14 protein-coding genes are annotated in these 15318 nt (G+C 73.4%); 7 read left to right on the forward strand and 7 right to left on the reverse strand.

Features of this window, described 5'->3' with window-relative positions; all coding sequences use genetic code 11:
• Positions 1 to 167: 167 nt before the first annotated feature.
• The 4 genes from ACFC1R_RS02275 to ACFC1R_RS02290 all read left to right on the forward strand — a co-directional run bounded on the left by ACFC1R_RS02275 (position 168) and on the right by ACFC1R_RS02290 (position 4902).
• Complete coding sequence (locus ACFC1R_RS02275; protein ID WP_375931253.1) at positions 168 to 800, forward strand: DUF5819 family protein; 633 nt, start codon at positions 168 to 170, stop codon at positions 798 to 800.
• Positions 801 to 988: 188 nt separating this feature from the next.
• Positions 989 to 2092, forward strand: a complete 1104-nt coding sequence (locus ACFC1R_RS02280; protein ID WP_375931648.1) for an HTTM domain-containing protein — start codon at positions 989 to 991, stop codon at positions 2090 to 2092.
• A 9-nt stretch (positions 2093 to 2101) separates the two neighbouring features.
• Entirely contained in the window at positions 2102 to 4216 is a 2115-nt protein-coding gene (locus tag ACFC1R_RS02285; RefSeq protein ID WP_375931256.1) for an FUSC family protein, read from the forward strand.
• On the forward strand, positions 4213 to 4902 hold the full coding sequence (locus ACFC1R_RS02290; protein ID WP_375931259.1) for a TrmH family RNA methyltransferase: 690 nt from the start codon (positions 4213 to 4215) through the stop codon (positions 4900 to 4902). The genes ACFC1R_RS02285 and ACFC1R_RS02290 overlap by 4 nt, the downstream gene beginning before the upstream one ends.
• Before the next feature lie 114 nt (positions 4903 to 5016).
• Here the strand turns inward: ACFC1R_RS02290 and ACFC1R_RS02295 are convergent, their stop codons facing one another.
• Positions 5017 to 5541 (reverse strand): hypothetical protein, encoded by a 525-nt coding sequence (locus ACFC1R_RS02295; RefSeq protein WP_375931262.1) that lies wholly within the window; start codon positions 5539 to 5541, stop codon positions 5017 to 5019.
• Positions 5542 to 5947: 406 nt separating this feature from the next.
• Here ACFC1R_RS02295 and ACFC1R_RS02300 point away from each other — a divergent pair, with 406 nt between their 5' ends.
• Positions 5948 to 6151 carry a hypothetical protein gene (locus ACFC1R_RS02300; protein WP_375931265.1) on the forward strand — a complete coding sequence of 68 codons (204 nt, stop codon included), beginning with the start codon at positions 5948 to 5950 and terminating at the stop codon, positions 6149 to 6151.
• Between the two features lie 91 nt (positions 6152 to 6242).
• Entirely contained in the window at positions 6243 to 6707 is a 465-nt protein-coding gene (locus ACFC1R_RS02305; protein WP_375931268.1) for a helix-turn-helix transcriptional regulator, read from the forward strand.
• Positions 6708 to 6782: 75 nt separating this feature from the next.
• Here ACFC1R_RS02305 and ACFC1R_RS02310 read toward each other — a convergent pair whose 3' ends face one another.
• From ACFC1R_RS02310 to ACFC1R_RS02330, 5 genes are all read right to left on the reverse strand, one after another.
• Positions 6783 to 7811 (reverse strand): peptidoglycan-binding protein, encoded by a 1029-nt coding sequence (locus tag ACFC1R_RS02310; protein ID WP_375931271.1) that lies wholly within the window; start codon positions 7809 to 7811, stop codon positions 6783 to 6785.
• A gap of 217 nt (positions 7812 to 8028) precedes the next feature.
• On the reverse strand, positions 8029 to 8964 hold the full coding sequence (locus ACFC1R_RS02315) for a pyridoxamine 5'-phosphate oxidase family protein (protein WP_375931274.1): 936 nt from the start codon (positions 8962 to 8964) through the stop codon (positions 8029 to 8031).
• 98 nt (positions 8965 to 9062) lie between these two features.
• Positions 9063 to 9527, reverse strand: a complete 465-nt coding sequence (locus tag ACFC1R_RS02320) for a VOC family protein (protein ID WP_375931277.1) — start codon at positions 9525 to 9527, stop codon at positions 9063 to 9065.
• Positions 9528 to 9643: 116 nt separating this feature from the next.
• Positions 9644 to 10657 carry a hypothetical protein gene (locus ACFC1R_RS02325; RefSeq protein ID WP_375931280.1) on the reverse strand — a complete coding sequence of 338 codons (1014 nt, stop codon included), beginning with the start codon at positions 10655 to 10657 and terminating at the stop codon, positions 9644 to 9646.
• A 190-nt stretch (positions 10658 to 10847) separates the two neighbouring features.
• Complete coding sequence (locus ACFC1R_RS02330; protein ID WP_375931283.1) at positions 10848 to 13022, reverse strand: protease pro-enzyme activation domain-containing protein; 2175 nt, start codon at positions 13020 to 13022, stop codon at positions 10848 to 10850.
• Positions 13023 to 13220: 198 nt separating this feature from the next.
• Between ACFC1R_RS02330 and ACFC1R_RS02335 the strand changes: the two genes are divergently transcribed.
• Positions 13221 to 13769 (forward strand): CGNR zinc finger domain-containing protein, encoded by a 549-nt coding sequence (locus ACFC1R_RS02335; RefSeq protein WP_375931286.1) that lies wholly within the window; start codon positions 13221 to 13223, stop codon positions 13767 to 13769.
• Positions 13770 to 13812: 43 nt separating this feature from the next.
• Here ACFC1R_RS02335 and ACFC1R_RS02340 read toward each other — a convergent pair whose 3' ends face one another.
• On the reverse strand, positions 13813 to 15294 hold the full coding sequence (locus tag ACFC1R_RS02340) for an FAD-dependent oxidoreductase (RefSeq protein ID WP_375931289.1): 1482 nt from the start codon (positions 15292 to 15294) through the stop codon (positions 13813 to 13815).
• Positions 15295 to 15318 lie beyond the last annotated feature (24 nt).

Below are 15318 nucleotides of genomic sequence, written 5' to 3' on the forward strand. Positions count from 1 at the left end.
GCCCGGGCGGAGCCGTCCCCCCGACCGGGCACCCCCGGGGAGCACGGGACCGGCGCCCCGGGCGGTGGAGGCCGAGAACGCTCCGTGGAGGTGCGGGGTCGCTTCCCCTGCCCCCGTGCCCCTGATCGGTCACCCGTCGCCCCGAGGCAGTTGGAGGAGAGCGCAGCGTGGTGCGCACCTGGTCGCTTCCGGCGCTGGCCGTGCTCTGTGCGGCGGCGGCGCTGCTGCTCGGCGGCAGCGGGGTCTTCCTGGCGGCGCTCTTTCTGCAGTCCGCGCCGTCCAACGTGCTCTCCCAGCGGTACCAGGCGCAGCTGAACGACATCGTGTACCCGGAGTTCGAGCAGAACTGGAAGCTGTTCGCGCCGAACCCGCTGCAGCAGAACATCAGCGTGGACGCCCGGGTGCAGACCATCTCCGACGGCGGCCGGGTGCACACCCGCGACTGGGTCGGCCTGACCGCGCAGGACATCGCGGTGATCCGGCACAACCCGGCCCCCAGCCATGTGGACCAGAACCTGCTGCGCCGGGCCTGGGACTTCTACGACTCCACCCACCCCGCCCAGGACGGCGTCGCGGTCGGCGAGCGCGGCAAGGAGGCGGAGGAGTACCTCAAGCGGGTCGCGCTGCAGCGGTTCGGGCGGACCGCCGGGGGCGAGCGGATTCTGCAGATCCAGTTCCGGGAGGGGACGGCGACCATCGCGCCGCCGGCCTGGAGCCGGGAGCAGGCCCCCACCGGGACCAGCTACCGGGAGCTGGCCTGGTGGCCGGTCGACGAGGACGACTACCGGGGTCTGCTGTGACCGAGGCCCACCGGGCGCAGGACGGCCGGGCGCAGGAGGATCGGGCGCAGGGCGGCTGGGCGCAGGACGGCCGGGCACAGGAGGATCGGGCGCAGGACGGCCGGGCGCGGGACGACGGGTCGGAGCTCCGTCCGGCGGACACCCGTAGGACGGCCGGCCCGCGGAGCGGAGCGCCGTTGCTGTCCGGTATCCCCCGGCAGCCCGGGACACCGCCCGCCGCTCCCCCGCCGGGCCGTTTCGCGCGGGCCTTCGAGCTCTTCACCGGCCGGGCCGCCGGTCCGTACCAGGCGGCGGTGGTGCGGATCGGCTTCGGCCTGGCCTGGACCGGGTTCCTGCTGCGGGAGTGGCCCAACCGGCGGGTGCTGTACGGCGACCGCTCGCCCTGGTCGGACGGGCTGGCGGCCCGGCTGCTGGCCGAGAACCACGCCTTCACGGTGCTCTCCTGGCACCACGGCCGGCTCTGGTTCGAGCTGGTCTACCACCTGGCGATCGTCGCCGCGGTACTGTTCACGCTGGGCTGGCGGACCAGGGCGAGCGGGGTGCTCTTCCTGGTCACCGTGCTGTCGCTGCAGAACCGCAACGTCCTCGTCGGCGACGGCGGCGACAACGTGATCCACCTGATGGCCGTGTACCTGGTGTTCACCCGCTGCGCCCAGGTCTGGTCGCTGGACTCCCGCCGGCGGGGATCCGGCGGCGGGGTCTGGCTCTGGGCACTGCTGGGGCTCGCGCTGCTGACGGGGCCGCCGGGCCTGCTGTGGGTGCCGTGGGCGGTCGCCGCCGTCTGGTGGGCCGTCAACCGCCGGTACCCGCACAGTGAGTGGCGCGACGTGCTGGACGCGCTGGCGAACATGCTGCACAACTGCGCGATGCTGGTGATCGCCGGTCAGGTGGTGCTGATCTACTCCACCGCCGGCTGGTACAAGGTGCAGGGCTCGCGCTGGCAGGACGGCACCGCGCTGCACTACCCGCTGCACCTGGACTACTTCACGCCCTGGCCCTGGCTGTCCGGGGTGCTCGACGCCGGCCTGCCGGCGGTCTTCCTGCTCTCGTACGGGACGGTGATCGTGCAGGTCGCCTTCCCCTTCACGCTGGCCAACCGGCGGGTGAAGAACGTGCTGCTGGCGCTGATGATGGTCGAGCACGCGGGGATCGCGGTCACCCTCGGACTGCCGTTCTTCTCGCTGACGATGATCGCGGCGGACGCGGTCTTCCTGCCGACCTCCGCGCTGCTGCGGGTGGGGCGGGCCGGCCGCGTCCTCCGGCGCCGGTGGCGGCGTAGGGCCCTGCCCTAGACTTCGGTTATGTCCTGGTTTGCGGCGTTGCGCGACACCGTACGCACCGGGCTGACCGTGGACCGTACGCTCAGCAACCCGCGGCGGGCGGTGCGTGGAGCCCTGGGCGCCGCTCTGGTGGTCTTCCCGACGCTCGCGCTCGGCGGGCCCCGACTCGCCACCTCAGGGGCGATGGGCGCCTTCATCGCGGGCACCGCCACCTTCCAGCGCAGCTTCCGCCCACGGGTCTCGCTCGCCGTCGCCGCGGGCGTCGGACTGGGTGTCAGCACCTTCCTCGGGTACCTGGCCGCCGGCGTACCCGGCGCCTTCCCGGTGCTGCTCGCGCTCTGGTCCTTCGCCGCCGGGATGGCCTGGTCGGTCGGGCCGAGCGGGGGCGTGGTCGCCTCCACCACCGTCTCGGTGATGCTGGTCGTGGTCCAACTGCCCGTCAGCGTGCCCGCCGCGCTGGGACACGGACTGATCTGCGCCCTGGGCGGCGCGGCCCAGGCGCTGGCCGTCGCCCTGTGGCCGATCGAGAGCTGGCGGGCCCAGCGCGACGCCCTCGCCGACACCTACGCCTCGCTCGCCGACTACGCCCGACGGCTGCGCCAGGACCCGGTCGCCCGGGTCGACCCGGCCCCCTTCGTCCTCGCCCGGGAGGCCGCCACGCTGACCCCCTGGCAGGCCAGGCGCCGCCCGCCCGAACTGCGCGGCCTGCGCGGCATCGCCGAACGGATCCGCCCCGCCCTGGCCGCCCTCGCCGACCCCAAGGTCGGCGCACCCGCCGAAGGCCCGGAACGCGACCGGGCCCGCGAGGTGCTGGCCGCCGCCGCCGAGTCCATGGACGCCGTGGCCCGCGCGATCCGCACCGGCGAACCCCTGCGCTCGCCCCGGACCACCCCCGCCCTGACGCTGGCCGGGTCCGACCCGGAGGGACCCCGGCTCATCGGCGCCGCCCGCCGCTCGGCCCGCCGGCTCGCCTCGCTGCTGCGCACCGCCGCCGACACCCTCGACAGGCACGACCAGGACACCATCAGCAGCCCCGCGATCGGCACCGGCCTGCACCGGCCCTCGATGGTCCGGCTGCTTCCGGTCGCCCTGCAGGCCGTCCGCCGCCAGCTCCAGCCGCGCTCGGCGGTCTTCCAGCACGCCGTCCGGCTCTCCGGGGTGGTCACCGTCGCCTACCTGGCGGCGCGGCTGCTCGGCCTGGAGCACGGCTACTGGGCGCCGCTCACCGCCGCGATGGTGATGCGGCCGGACTTCGCCCAGACCTACAGCCGGGGTGTCGCCCGGCTGGCCGGCACGGTGGCCGGGGTGGCCGTCTCCACCACGGTCGTGCAACTGCTGCACCCCGGGCCGTGGCTGTCCGCCGGGCTCGCCGTCGGGTGTATCGGCGGCGCCTACCTCACCCTGCGCACCGGGTACGCGGTGATGACCGCCTGCGTCTCCTCCTACGTCGTCTTCCTGCTCGGGCTGCAACCCGGCGATCCCGTGCACACCGCGCTGGTACGGGTCGCCCTGACCCTGCTCGGCGGGGCGATCGCGCTGCTCGCGTACGCGCTCTTCCCCACCTGGCAGACCGCCAGGCTCGCCGAGCGCCTGGCCGAGTGGCTGGCCGCCGCCGGGCGCTACTCGGCGGCCGTCCTGACCGTGTACGGGGACCCGGCCCAGGGCAGCGGCCGGGTCCGTGCCGCGCTGCTGGACTTCCGGGAGGCGCGTTCCGAGCTGCTGCTGGCGATGGAACGGGCGGACGCCGAGCCGGTCTCGCACGCCGCCAAGCTGCCGGACCTCTCGCGCAGACAGCTCGACCGGGCGCGGGCCGCGGTCGGGCTGCTCGGCCGCTCGACCGTGCTGATGGAGGCGCACCTGCCCGGCCCCGACGCTGCGCCGGTGCCCGGCGCGGCCGAGTTCGCCGAGGAGCTGCGCTACGCGACCTCCATCGCGGCGGCGGCCCTGCTGGTCGGGGAGCAGGTGGACTTCGGCGGGCTGCGGTCGGCCCACGAGCGCTGGGACGGCAGGCTGGCCGGGCTGCCCGGGGAGGACCGCACCGAGGTGGCCAGAGCGGGCGCCCGGCTGGTGATGGCCGCCGTCGCGGACCTCGACCGGGCGGTCAGGACCCGGCGCCCCGTACCCTCGGGGGCGTGAGCAGCGGCAACAGCAGCACCGGTGTGCCCCACGAGGGCGAGCAGTACGACGACGCCTTCGTCCCCGAGGACCGCGAGGTCGGCCTCGGGCCACACCCCGAACCCTGGCCCCTCGGCCCGCAGTACGACCCCGAGCTGCTCGCTGGCGGCGACCGGCGCAACGTCGTGGACCGGTACCGCTACTGGACCAGGGAGGCGATCGTCGCGGACCTGGACACCCGGCGGCACGGCTTCCACGTCGCGGTGGAGAACTGGCAGCACGACTTCAACATCGGCTCGGTGGTGCGCACCGCCAACGCCTTCCTGGCGGGCGAGGTGCACATCGTCGGGCGGCGGCGGTGGAACCGGCGCGGTGCCATGGTCACCGACCGGTACCAGCACGTGCGGCACCACGACAGCGTCGCGACGCTGGCCGCCTTCGCCGCCGAGCGGGGCCTGCCGATCATCGGGATCGACAACCTGCCGGGCGCGGTGCCGCTGGAGACCTACGAACTGCCCGAGCGGTGCGTACTGCTGTTCGGGCAGGAGGGTCCCGGGCTCACCGAGGAGGCGTGGGCGCACTCGACGGCGGTCTGCTCGATCGCGCAGTTCGGCTCGACGCGGTCGATCAACGCCGGGGCGGCCGCGGCGGTCGCCATGCACGCGTGGGTGCGCGCGCACGGTGAGGTCGGGCGGGCCGCGACCTAGGGCCGGGCCGGCCGCCGGCCCGGAGCGGTCCGTCCCGGGACCGTGGGCTCCGCTTGTGACCGACCCGACCGGCAGGTCGCCGCTCCCGGCCCGGGCGGATCTGCGAAGGAGGGGCTACCGGCGGCGGGCCGGGCGGTCGGGGCCGCCCGGATCCGGAGAGCCCCCGGGGGTTTCGGCCGTCGTGCCGGGTGAGGCGGTGGGGCCCAGGTAGGAGAGGAGGTGCTGTGAGGTCGGGGAGAGATCGGCGCGCCAGGTGCACCGCGGCGGGATGTAGAGGATCTCACCGGCCCGCAGCCGGCAGCGGAGGGTGACCGGGGCGGCGTTCACGGATCCGGCGACGTACCACTCACCGGCGCCGGCGATCTGATGGACCATCACGTGGGAGTCGACGGCCTCGTAGCGCACCTGACCGTCCCTGCCGACGCCGCGCACGGTGCGGACGGCGTAGCCGGTGAGGACTCCGAGACGGTCCGCCAGCAGTTCCAACTCGGCTGCCCCGGCTGCGGGTCGGTAGGCGGGGTGCTCGTGGTCGGGCCAGAAGACGCCCGGCGAGCGGTCGTGGTGCACGTCCAGGAAGAGGGCCAGCTCCCGGTGGTGGAGTTCCGCCGCCTCGGCGGCCGCACCCTGTTTCTCCGGCATGCTGAGCTTCTCCCCGTGTCGTTCCCGTTTCCGGCCGCACCCAAGATGGCCGACACACCCGGAACTGTCGAACGGGTTTGGGCGGTACGGGAACCATGGCACACCGTGCAACACGGTCGGTAGTCACGTGTTCACGGTACCGGGTCGGGCTCGCCCGTCCGGGGCCGACCGCCGACCACCGGGGCCGACGGTAGACGACCGGATCCGCCTCCCGCAGGCGTGCGGCGGGGGAGAAAGCGCCCTTGACATCCGCTTCGTCCACTTCTGCCCACCTGTCACTTTGGTGATTGGCACTTTGGTGAGACGTCCTGCCCATGGCAGCCGGGACGGGCGGCGGGCAACGCTTCTCCCGTGACCGAAGAACCCCCGTGGAGCCGGGGGTTCGCGCACCGACCCGGGAGATCTCATGAAGCGGCCCACCTCGCTCAAGCGGCTCGTCGACGTCATGGCGGTGACCGCCGTACTGCTCGTCGGGGCCGCTCCGGCCGCCAACGCCGTCGCAGCCGCTCCCGGCTCGCCGCAGACCTCCTCGCCGGCGGCCGGCAGCCAGCACGGCAAGCACTTCTGCCCGCCCATCGGCCGGTGCCGCGACACCTCGTGGGGCGGCTGAGCGCGAGCGTCCGACCGCCTCGTACCGCAGCCGCGGCGCCCGTTCGCCCCAGGGGGCGCCCATGCACCACAACGACCAGAGGGAGAGCGCGATGGACGCTTCGACCAACCTACGGCCGTCGCTGCGGCACGGCGTCAGCACGGTGAGCGGGACGCGGCAGGCGTCGGCCGGTGAGCCGGACCGCTCGGCCACGCCCCCCGGTCCGGTGGCCCTGGACGAGCGGCAGCGCAAGCTCATCTCGCTGCTCATGGCCGGCCACACCGACTCCAGCGCGGCCAACCGGCTGGGCGTCAGCCCGCGGACCGTGACCAACATCCTGCGGTCGCTGATGGACCGGCTCGGGGTCGACAACCGGTTCCAGCTCGGCGTGGCGCTGGGCTCCCAACTGCGGCTCGCCGCAGGGAAGTCGCGCATCGAGGCGGGCGGCGGGTGCCGTGGCGCCGGGCATCAGGGCAGGGCCCTCGACCGGGGGCCGCGGACCCAGGGCGCCGAGGTGAACCGGATTCCGGTGGCGGGCGGGTACGGCACCGCGAGGACCGCACCGCGCCCGTCCTGAACGCCGGTCCTGAACGCCCGCCCTGGGGACGGATCCCGGCCCGCCGGGACCGGCCCGCCCGCAGGCCGCAGGAGTTCAGGCGGGTGGGATGTCGCTGCCCCTGTGGTGGGTGAGGTAGTCCCAGGTGTCCTTGCCCGGGTAGCCGTCGGCCTCGGTGCCGGTCCAGCCCTGGGCGAGTTGGAAGGCTTCGGTGGCCCGGTGGTCGGCGTCGTCCCAGCTGTCGTCCGGTCCTTCGGCGTAGAAGCGTCCGCCGCCGCGTCCGACCAGCAGCTGGCCGAGCCGTCCGACGTACTCGTTGCGGGCGCCGGGCCCGAACTTGTCGGCGCCGGGGAAGGAGTCGGAGCTGCCCGACAACCCCCGGTAGCGGTAGGGCAGGTAGCCGTCGGCGTGGCTCCAGTACGCGTACGGGGTGGACCGCTTGCGGGTGTTCGGTCTGGTCTGCTCGAAGGCGAGGTACGTGGTGCGGGAGGAGTCCGCCCAGCCGGCGAAGAGGGCGATGTGGGAGCCGCCCTGCGGGTGGTCCGGGTCGTTGAAGATCAGGGCGTCGCCGGGTTGGAGGTCGTTCTTGGCTATTCGGTCGGCGAAGTCGGGCAGGGTCCAGGTGGTCTGGCTGCTGCCCAGGCCCCAGGCCATCGAGACGAACCCGGAGCAGTCCTGGCGGTAGCCGTCCGACCAGAAGCCGCTCATGCTGTACGGCACCTGCTGGTCCACCCAGCTCTGGGCGCGGTCGAGGATCGCGGAGCGGCTGGTGGCGGGTGTGGAGCGCGGGTGCGGCCCGAGGAGCGCGGCACCGAAGAGTCCGGCCGCCTCACCCTGCGGGGTGTCGGGCGCGGCCGCGGCTTCGGGTGCGTCGGGGCTGTCGGAGGCGCTGGTGCCGCCGCCGGGCCACGGGGCCGACTCGGCCAGGGCGCTCGACGCGCCGCCGATCACCGTGCCGGCCGCGGCGAGCAGGGCGGCGGCCCGGCGGGCCGCCCGGGCGGTCCGGCGGCGGTGGCGACCTCGTTCCGGGTGGCCCGGGTGGCCCGGGGGCCCGTCGGTCCGGCGGCGGGCGGCGCAGCCCGGGCAGGCGCAGTCGGCGGCGGGTGCTATCTCGGTGAACTCCATCAGCACGGTCGTTCCAGCCTCTCCAGCAGGGTGCGGAAAGCGCCATACGTTCCCCGCCGGAGGGTGAAATATCGGTATGAAGGTTACGAATCAGACGGAAGGTGGAGCGCTGGGTGAGGGGCCGGCGGCGCCGCCGCACGGAGGAGGTGGCCCGGTCGGGGACCTCGCCGACCGGCTGCGGGCCGCCCGCGCCGGGCCGGCTCCCCGGGCCGGGCGGTCAGTCCGATGGGCGGTCGGCCGGGACCGGGACCGGGAGCGTGACCGGGGGGTTGGCGGCGGAGTACTCCGGGGCGGTCCAGGTCAGCGGAGCGGCGGGGAAGAGCTCGACCGTCTCGGTGACGGTGAAGTCGACGGTGCGGGTGGTGCCGGTCCAGTCGGTCCGGGCCCGGCCGGTCAGCAGGAGGGCGGCGCCGGTCTCCCAGTCCGGGAGGAGCAGGCCGGCCGAGGGGTCGAGCTCCAGATTGCCCAGGGTCATGAACATGCTGTTGCCCGGGTAGTCCGGCCAGCGCAGGCGGTCCGGGCCGAGGACGGCGAGGAAGCCGGGGTTGCCGCCCCGGTGGGAGGCGTCCACCCGGCCGTCGGGGCCCCTGGTGGCGACGAAGAAGGTGTCGGCGGTCGCGGCGGTGAGCTGCTGGAGGGCGGTCAGCCCGGTGCCCCGGGCGGCCGGCCGTGCCTGGGCGGCGGTGCCGGGCGGGCCCGGCGCGTCACGGGGGCTGCGCCGCTGGATGTACTTGGGACAGTTGGCGTACACCTGGGCGGCCGCGATCGTCAGCCCGCCGCGGCCGTCGGGGGTGGCCCGGCCGTTGAGCCGCATCCGCCGCCGGCCGGCCGGGTCCAGGGCGATGGTGCCGACCTCGGCGGGAGCGTCGAGGACCGCGGCGAGCGGGTCGTCGGGGGCGGGGCGGGCGGCCACGGCGAGGGTGTGGTTGTCGGCTGCGCGCAGGAAGCCCTGCGGGCCGCTCAGCTGGGTGGCCCACAGGCGCCCCCGCGGGTCGGCGGCGGCGATTACCAGGGTGTGGCGCTCGGTCAGGAAGCGGGCGGCCACCGGGGGGATGGTGGCGCCGATGGCGCGGCCGGAGTGGTCGGCCCGGTCGAGGGCGCCCGCGCGGAGCTGTACGGCGCGTTCGCCGGGGTGGTACGGGGTGGCCTGCACGAGGGTGCTCCTGTTCTCGCGGACACCGGGCGCGGGCGGCGCGCGAGGCGGCGCGCGGGCCCGGCGGTGCGTGCCCGGCAGGGTCGGCGGACCGTGCGCTAGAAGAAGCCGCAGGTGGGCGCGGTGGCGTCGGGGGCGGCGGTGCCGGTGAGGCCGGCGGGGGTGTAGATCTCCAGGCGGATGCCGTCCGGGTCGGTGAAGAAGATGCCGCCGGAGGCGGTGCCCTCGCCGTGCGGGACCACGCCCTCGTGCGTGAACTCGGCGCCCAGGTCGCGCAGGACGGCCTCGGCGGCGCGGACCTCGTCGAGGGAGTCGACCTGGAAGGAGAGGTGGTGCAGGCCGGGCGCGGCGGTGGCGAAGGCGCCGGTGCTCTGCTGCCAGAGGGTCAGGACCAGCCTGCCGTCGCGGGCCAGGAAGGCGTAGCGGCGCCCGGTCTCCGTGCCCTCGGCGGCCAGGTCGAGGCCGAGCAGGGTGCGGTAGAAGGCGGTGGAGCGGTCCAGGTCGGTGACGTTGAGGCCGACGTGGCCGGTCCGGAGCGAGGTCGGGGCGGTGGCGCTGGACATGCCGGGTCAACTCCTCTGCCGGGTGGTCGGCCCGAATGGGCTAACCGTTACAAGTGACAGTAAGGGTTAGTCTGATGGGGCGTCAACCAGTACGGAAGGCTGAAGAGGTTAGTCGCCTACTCCCACTCCCAGCGGATGCCGAGCTGGCCCGGTGCCTGGTCCGGTGCGAGGACGTGGACGCTGGCCGAGGCGCCGATCCACAGCTGTCTGCGCTCCCGGTCGGAGTCCTCGCCGGGGTCGCGGTCGAAGCGTTCGCAGTGCGCCGGTATCGCCGCCGGGTCGAAGTGCACCTGGAGGACGTACTCGCGCACCGGGACCGCGAAGCGCCGCGCGTAGGTGGTGGTCGGACTGCCGGGCGGGATCTCGACCTCGTACTCGATGACCGTGCTGTCGCCGACGCCGAGCGGCCGGTCCAGCATCAACTCGGCCACCAGCAGGCCGCTCTGGGGCCGGCGGCGGACCCGGCCGAGTCTGGCGTGCCGGACCGAGGTGATCTCCGGGCAGCCGGTGGCCCCCTCGTCCGCCATGTGCACCACCAGGCAGCGGGACACCCCGCTGACCGTGGCCCGGACCACCTGGCGCAGCCGGAGCATCGAGCCGCGCCGGTGTTCGTCGACGTAGTAGGCGTCGTGGATGCTGAGCCGCTCCAGCTCGCCGACCGGCGGGGCGTCCAGCTCGGCGAAGACGCCGGAGATCTCCTGCTGGCCGGGCCAGACGTCCTCGACCCGGAGGCTGTCGGTGGCGGCCGGGGTGACCCAGCGCCCACGCGGGCGGGGCGGGCCGAGCAGGGTGGAGAGGGCGGCGTGCGGCAGGCCGAGCAGCTCCTCCAGGAGGTGCACGGCGCGCAGTGAGGTGGCGCGCTCGGGCTGGCTGCGTCCGCGACGCCAGTAACTGAGCGTCGTGACACTGATTCTGACGCCCTGTTGGCCGAGTGCGGTGCGGATCCGGTCCAGGCTGAGGCCGCTGCCCTCGATGGCGGTGTGCAGTGCCTCGGCGAAGTTGGCGGACGCCACCGGTCGTGCCCTGCCCGCGGGTTGGACGGGCGCGGGCGCGAACCCGCTGTCCGGGGCGGCCCGGTGCTCGCCGACCAGCCTGAGCCGTCCGGCGTACTGCGGTTGCTGTGAGGCCATGCGGACACCTTCCCCACCCGGCGAGTTCGGTGGGAACCCTACGCACGGTCGAGAGACTACGTCATCCACTCACGCGTATGACAGTGGTCACGCAAAAGAATCCTGGAGTTTTCGAATACCGAAACATTGCGGAAACACAGTTGCCGGTACGGGGGCGTACCCCGTACCGGCAACCTCTCCTGAATTAGGTTCAGGAAATGCTGAGCGCGGTGTCGTCGATGACGAAGCTGGTCTGCTGCGAGGAGTCCTCGACACCGGTGAACTTGAGGGTCACCGTCTTGCCGGCGAAGGCCGACAGGTCGATGGTCTTCTGGACGTAGCCCGCGGCCGCGTTGGCGTTGGAGTAGGTCGCCACCGTGGTGGAGTTCGCCTGGACGGTGAGCTTGTCGTAGGCGGTGCTGCCGGTCTCGGCGGTGTCGATGTGCAGCCAGAAGCTGAAGCTGGCCTTGCAGCCCGCCGGGATGCTCACGGTCTGCGAGAGGGTGTCGGTGTGGGCCGAGCCGTAGCCGTCCAGCCACGCCTTGTACGAGCCGGAGTGGGCGGCCTCACCGGAGTCGTTGGTGATCACGCCGCTGGACGAGGTCCAGGTCGAGGAACCGCTCTCGAAGCCCGCGTTGCCGAGCAGCTGCGCCGAGGTGCAGCCACCGGACGGCGGCGGGGTGGTGCCGCCACCGCTACCGCCACCGAGCAGGGCGGTGGACAGGCCGTCGGCGGCCGGGGAGCCCCAGCCGGTGACCTGGTCGTAGCCGGACTTGGTGGAGTAGTCCTGGTTCTTGCCGGAGGTGACGTCGTGGAAGGCCGAGCCGTAGCCGCTGCCGTTGGCGATCGAGTACAGCTTGGGGTTGGCCTCGCCGAGCGCCGACTGGCCGGCCGCCTTGGCCTTCTGGTTGAACAGCGCGGCGTAGCCGGACCAGAGCGGGGCCGCGGCGGAGGTGCCGCCGTAGACCTGCCAGCCGGGGGAGCTGGTGCCCTGGGTGTAGATGGCGAAGCCGCTGTTCGGGTCGGCGTTGGAGGAGACGTCCGGCACGGTGCGCATGCTGCCGCTGATGCCGGTGCCGGTCTGCCAGCTCGGCTGGGCGAACTGGGTGGAGACGCCGCCGCCGGCGGTGCTCCAGGCGCTCTCCGAGGAGTAGCCGTTGCTGCCGGTCACGCTCAGGTTGGTGCCGCCGACACCGGTGTTGTGCGGGCTGGAGGCGGGGAAGTCGACCGCCTTGACCGAGGAGCCGCTGGTGGAGCGGGTGCAGTCGCGCGAGCCGTCGTCACCGGAGGCGGAGAAGATGCTGATGCCCTGGGCGGCGGCCTGCTTGAAGGAGTTGTCCACCGCGGTCATCGAGGCGGCCGTGGTGTCCGGCTCGCAGGAGCCCCACGAGATGGAGATGACCGAGACCTTGTTCTCCGACACGATCTGGGCGGCCATGTCCAGCTCGCCCTGGTCGGTGTTGGGGGCCTCGTAGACCAGCTGCTGGGCCTTGGGGGCGACACCGCGCACGATCTCGGAGTCCAGCTCGACCTCGCCCTGACCCTCGCCGGGCTTGCTGTCGTAGTTGGCGCCGTCCACCGAGACGGTGCTGACGGCCGGGCCGGAGAGGCCGAACTGGCTGTCGTACGTCTTCAGGTTGCCGGAGGAGTAGCCGTCGAACTCCCAGAGGGCGACCGTGGAGCCGGTGCCGTCGGCGCTGATCTTGTTCAGGTTGTACGCGCCGTCGTACTGGGCCGGACCGAAGCCGTTGGGGGTCGCGTGCGGGGTCGACCCGTTCGGCTTGGCGAGGCGGGTGGTGCGCACGGTCTTGTTGTTCAGACCGGTGACGCCCTGGACCACCTGGGCCAGCGAGGCCGGCACCGAGGCGGCGGCGTCGTTGGCGAAGAACGTCTTGTTCTCCTGCTGGTCGACGTAGCGGCTCTCGTGGGTGCCGAAGGCCTTGGCGATCTGCGCGTTGCTGCCGGTGGCGTTGACCACCTGGCGGTTGGCGCTGACCGAGGTGACCTTCAGGCCCTGGTCCGCCAGGTACGAGCGGACCTGGTCGACGTCGGCCTGGGTCGGGCCGAAGCGCTCGGTGAACTGGGCCGGCGTCAGGTAGTGCCCGTACTCCGGCGAGCCCTTGGTGCTCAGGGCGGACAGCAGACGGTCCAGTTCCGCGGTGTTGCGCAGCTTGAGGCTGACGGCCACGGATATCTGCTGGGCGGCGGGAACGTCACCCGACTTCTGGGAATGTGCCACCGCCGGGGTCACGGTGTTGGGCAGGGCCACACGGGCCGCCGAGGCGTTGGACGTCGGCGCGGCGTACGCGGCCGTGGCGCCCAGGGAGGCCACGGTCAGTGGCAGTACGGCGAGTGCCGAGGCAAGGGCGAGCGAGCGGGGTCGCACGGGCTCCTCCGGAAGGTGGGGGGCGTTCCGGTTCGAAAACGCTGGTCAGAACTTCCCAGAAAACTCTCAGCATTGGACCCATGGACTGGCAATTGGTAGCTAAAAAACAGTCAAGTGTGGAACATCCCCTCATCAACAGAACAACGAAATCTCCATACAGTGAATAGCCGCGGAGAAGCCCGGAGTTAGACTCGGGCCATGGCAGACCCCCGCGACCCGCGCCCGCTGACCGGTGAACCGCTCTCGCTCGATCTGCTCAACACCCGCTGGCGCAGCCCCGTCGCCGAGGACCTGCTCGACACCCTGGCCGGGTACCGGATCTGGCTCTCCTCCGTCGGCCTCGCCGATCGCTGCACCGCCGACGCGGCCGGGCTCGGGGCGACCCTGGCCGCCCGCTCCGCCCTGGCCGAGGCCGTGCTGGCCGCCGAGGAGCAGCGCGAGGCCGAACTCGCGCCGCTCAACGAGGTGTTGGGGCACGGCAGGCTGATCCGCCGGCTCACCCAGGCCGGCCCCGAGGAGACCGTCGAGGTGGACGGTCCCGAGTGGCTGGCCGGCTGGCTGGCCGCCGACGACTATCTCGCCCTGCTGAACCAAGGGGCGCAGCGCATCAAGCGCTGCGCCCATCCGTCCTGCGTGCTGCACTTCCACGACGTCTCGCAGAACGGCCGCCGCCGCTGGTGTTCGATGGCCGTCTGCGGGAACCGGGCCAAGGCGGCCCGGCACTACGTGAAGGTCAACGGCGGCTGACTGCGGGCGTGTTGGCCGAGCGCCCGCGACCCGGGACCCGAGGTCAGTCGGCCGGGGTGCCGAGCCACCGGGTGAGCACCGCGCGCAGCTCGCCCCGGCTCGGGTCGACACCGGCCCAGGCCGCGTAGCCGTCCGGGCGGACCAGCAGGACGGTGTCCCGCAGCTTGCCGTGCGGATCGGCCGGTGCGGCCGTCACCACCCGGTCCGCCCACGGATCGGCCACCGACAGCTCGTCGTTGCTGATCAGTACGGCCCGGCCGGCGCGCAGCGCCTCGTGGAGCCGGGACGGGCCGTCCGGCCGCTCCACCGCGAGGCGCAGGTCGGGGATCCGGCGGCCCACCAGGTGGTGGGAGCCCGTGGGCGCCGGGTAGCTGAACCCGATCCCGGAGACCTGCCGTGCGCCGCGCTCGGCCAGCGGGCCGAGGTGCCCGGCGGCCGCGGCCAGGGCGGAGCGCAGGACCCGGGTCGGGGCGGAGTGCGCCAGCGCGAGCCGGATCAGCGCTCCGGAGCTGCGCAGCACCGTGCGGCCGACCGGATGGCGCTCGGTCTGGTAGGTGTCCAACAGGGCGTCGGGCGACCAGCCCCGGACGGCCGCGACCAGCTTCCAGCTCAGGTTGGCGGCGTCCTGCAGGCCGGTGTTCATGCCCTGGCCGCCGGCCGGGGTGTGACAGTGCGCCGCGTCACCGGCCAGGAAGAACCGTCCGGAGCGGTAGTTGGGCACCTGGCGCTCGTCGCTGTGGAAGCGGGACATCCAGCGCGGGTCGTGCAGGCCGTGGTCCACGCCGAGGACGGTGCGGGTGACGTCCACGATCTCCGCGAGCGAGACCGGTTCGCTCTCCGGGCACTGGCGGCTGCGGTCCCAGGCGATCACCCGGTACCAGCCGTCGCCGAACGGGACCATGAAGGCGAAGCCCTGGGCGTTCGCGCCCACCGTGATCACCTCTTCGGGCTCCCGCTTCAGCCGGACGTCGGCCAGCAGCACCGAGCTGATCACCGACTCCCCCGGGAACGGGATGCCGAGCAGGTCGCGGACGGTGCTGCGGACGCCGTCCGCGCCGACCGCGTACGTCGCGGTGTGGGTGGCGCTCTCGCCTCCGACGCGGACGTCCAGGCCGACGCCGCGGCCGTCCTGGTGCAGGGCGAGCAGTTCGGCGCCCCGGACGACGGTCGCTCCCGCCTTCAACGCCCGTTCCCTGAGCAGGCGTTCGGTGTTGGACTGCGGGGTGATCAGGACGAACGGGAAGCGGGTCGGCAGCCGGCGCAGGTCCACCGCGAGGTTGCCGAACAGACGCAGCGAACTGATCACCCGGCCGGTGGAGATCAGTTCGTCGGCCAGCCCGCGGTCGTCGAACTGCTCCAGGGTGCGGGCGTGCACGGCGAAGGCGCGGGTGAGGTTGGACTCCGCCTCGCGCTTCTCCAGCACGGTCACCCGCAGTCCCGCGGTCGCCAGATCCCCGGCGAGCAGGAGCCCGGTGGGCCCCGCGCCGACGATCACGACATCCGAGGTCTGCTGCTTGTCGGACATCTGCCATCTCCTGGTGGTCGGACC

The sequence above is a fragment of the Kitasatospora sp. NPDC056138 genome (assembly GCF_042264695.1).
GTDB lineage: Bacteria > Actinomycetota > Actinomycetes > Streptomycetales > Streptomycetaceae > Kitasatospora.

Bases quoted from the DNA above. Each gene is read 5' to 3' on its own strand.
- ACFC1R_RS02285 (WP_375931256.1), top strand. From the start codon at position 2,102: ATGTCCTGGTTTGCGGCGTTGCGCGACACCGTACGCACCGGGCTGACC.
- ACFC1R_RS02295 (WP_375931262.1), bottom strand. From the start codon at position 5,541: ATGCCGGAGAAACAGGGTGCGGCCGCCGAGGCGGCGGAACTCCACCAC.
- ACFC1R_RS02300 (WP_375931265.1), top strand. From the start codon at position 5,948: ATGAAGCGGCCCACCTCGCTCAAGCGGCTCGTCGACGTCATGGCGGTG.
- ACFC1R_RS02305 (WP_375931268.1), top strand. From the start codon at position 6,243: ATGGACGCTTCGACCAACCTACGGCCGTCGCTGCGGCACGGCGTCAGC.
- ACFC1R_RS02310 (WP_375931271.1), bottom strand. From the start codon at position 7,811: ATGGAGTTCACCGAGATAGCACCCGCCGCCGACTGCGCCTGCCCGGGC.
- ACFC1R_RS02320 (WP_375931277.1), bottom strand. From the start codon at position 9,527: ATGTCCAGCGCCACCGCCCCGACCTCGCTCCGGACCGGCCACGTCGGC.
- ACFC1R_RS02325 (WP_375931280.1), bottom strand. From the start codon at position 10,657: ATGGCCTCACAGCAACCGCAGTACGCCGGACGGCTCAGGCTGGTCGGC.
- ACFC1R_RS02335 (WP_375931286.1), top strand. From the start codon at position 13,221: ATGGCAGACCCCCGCGACCCGCGCCCGCTGACCGGTGAACCGCTCTCG.
- ACFC1R_RS02340 (WP_375931289.1), bottom strand. From the start codon at position 15,294: ATGTCCGACAAGCAGCAGACCTCGGATGTCGTGATCGTCGGCGCGGGG.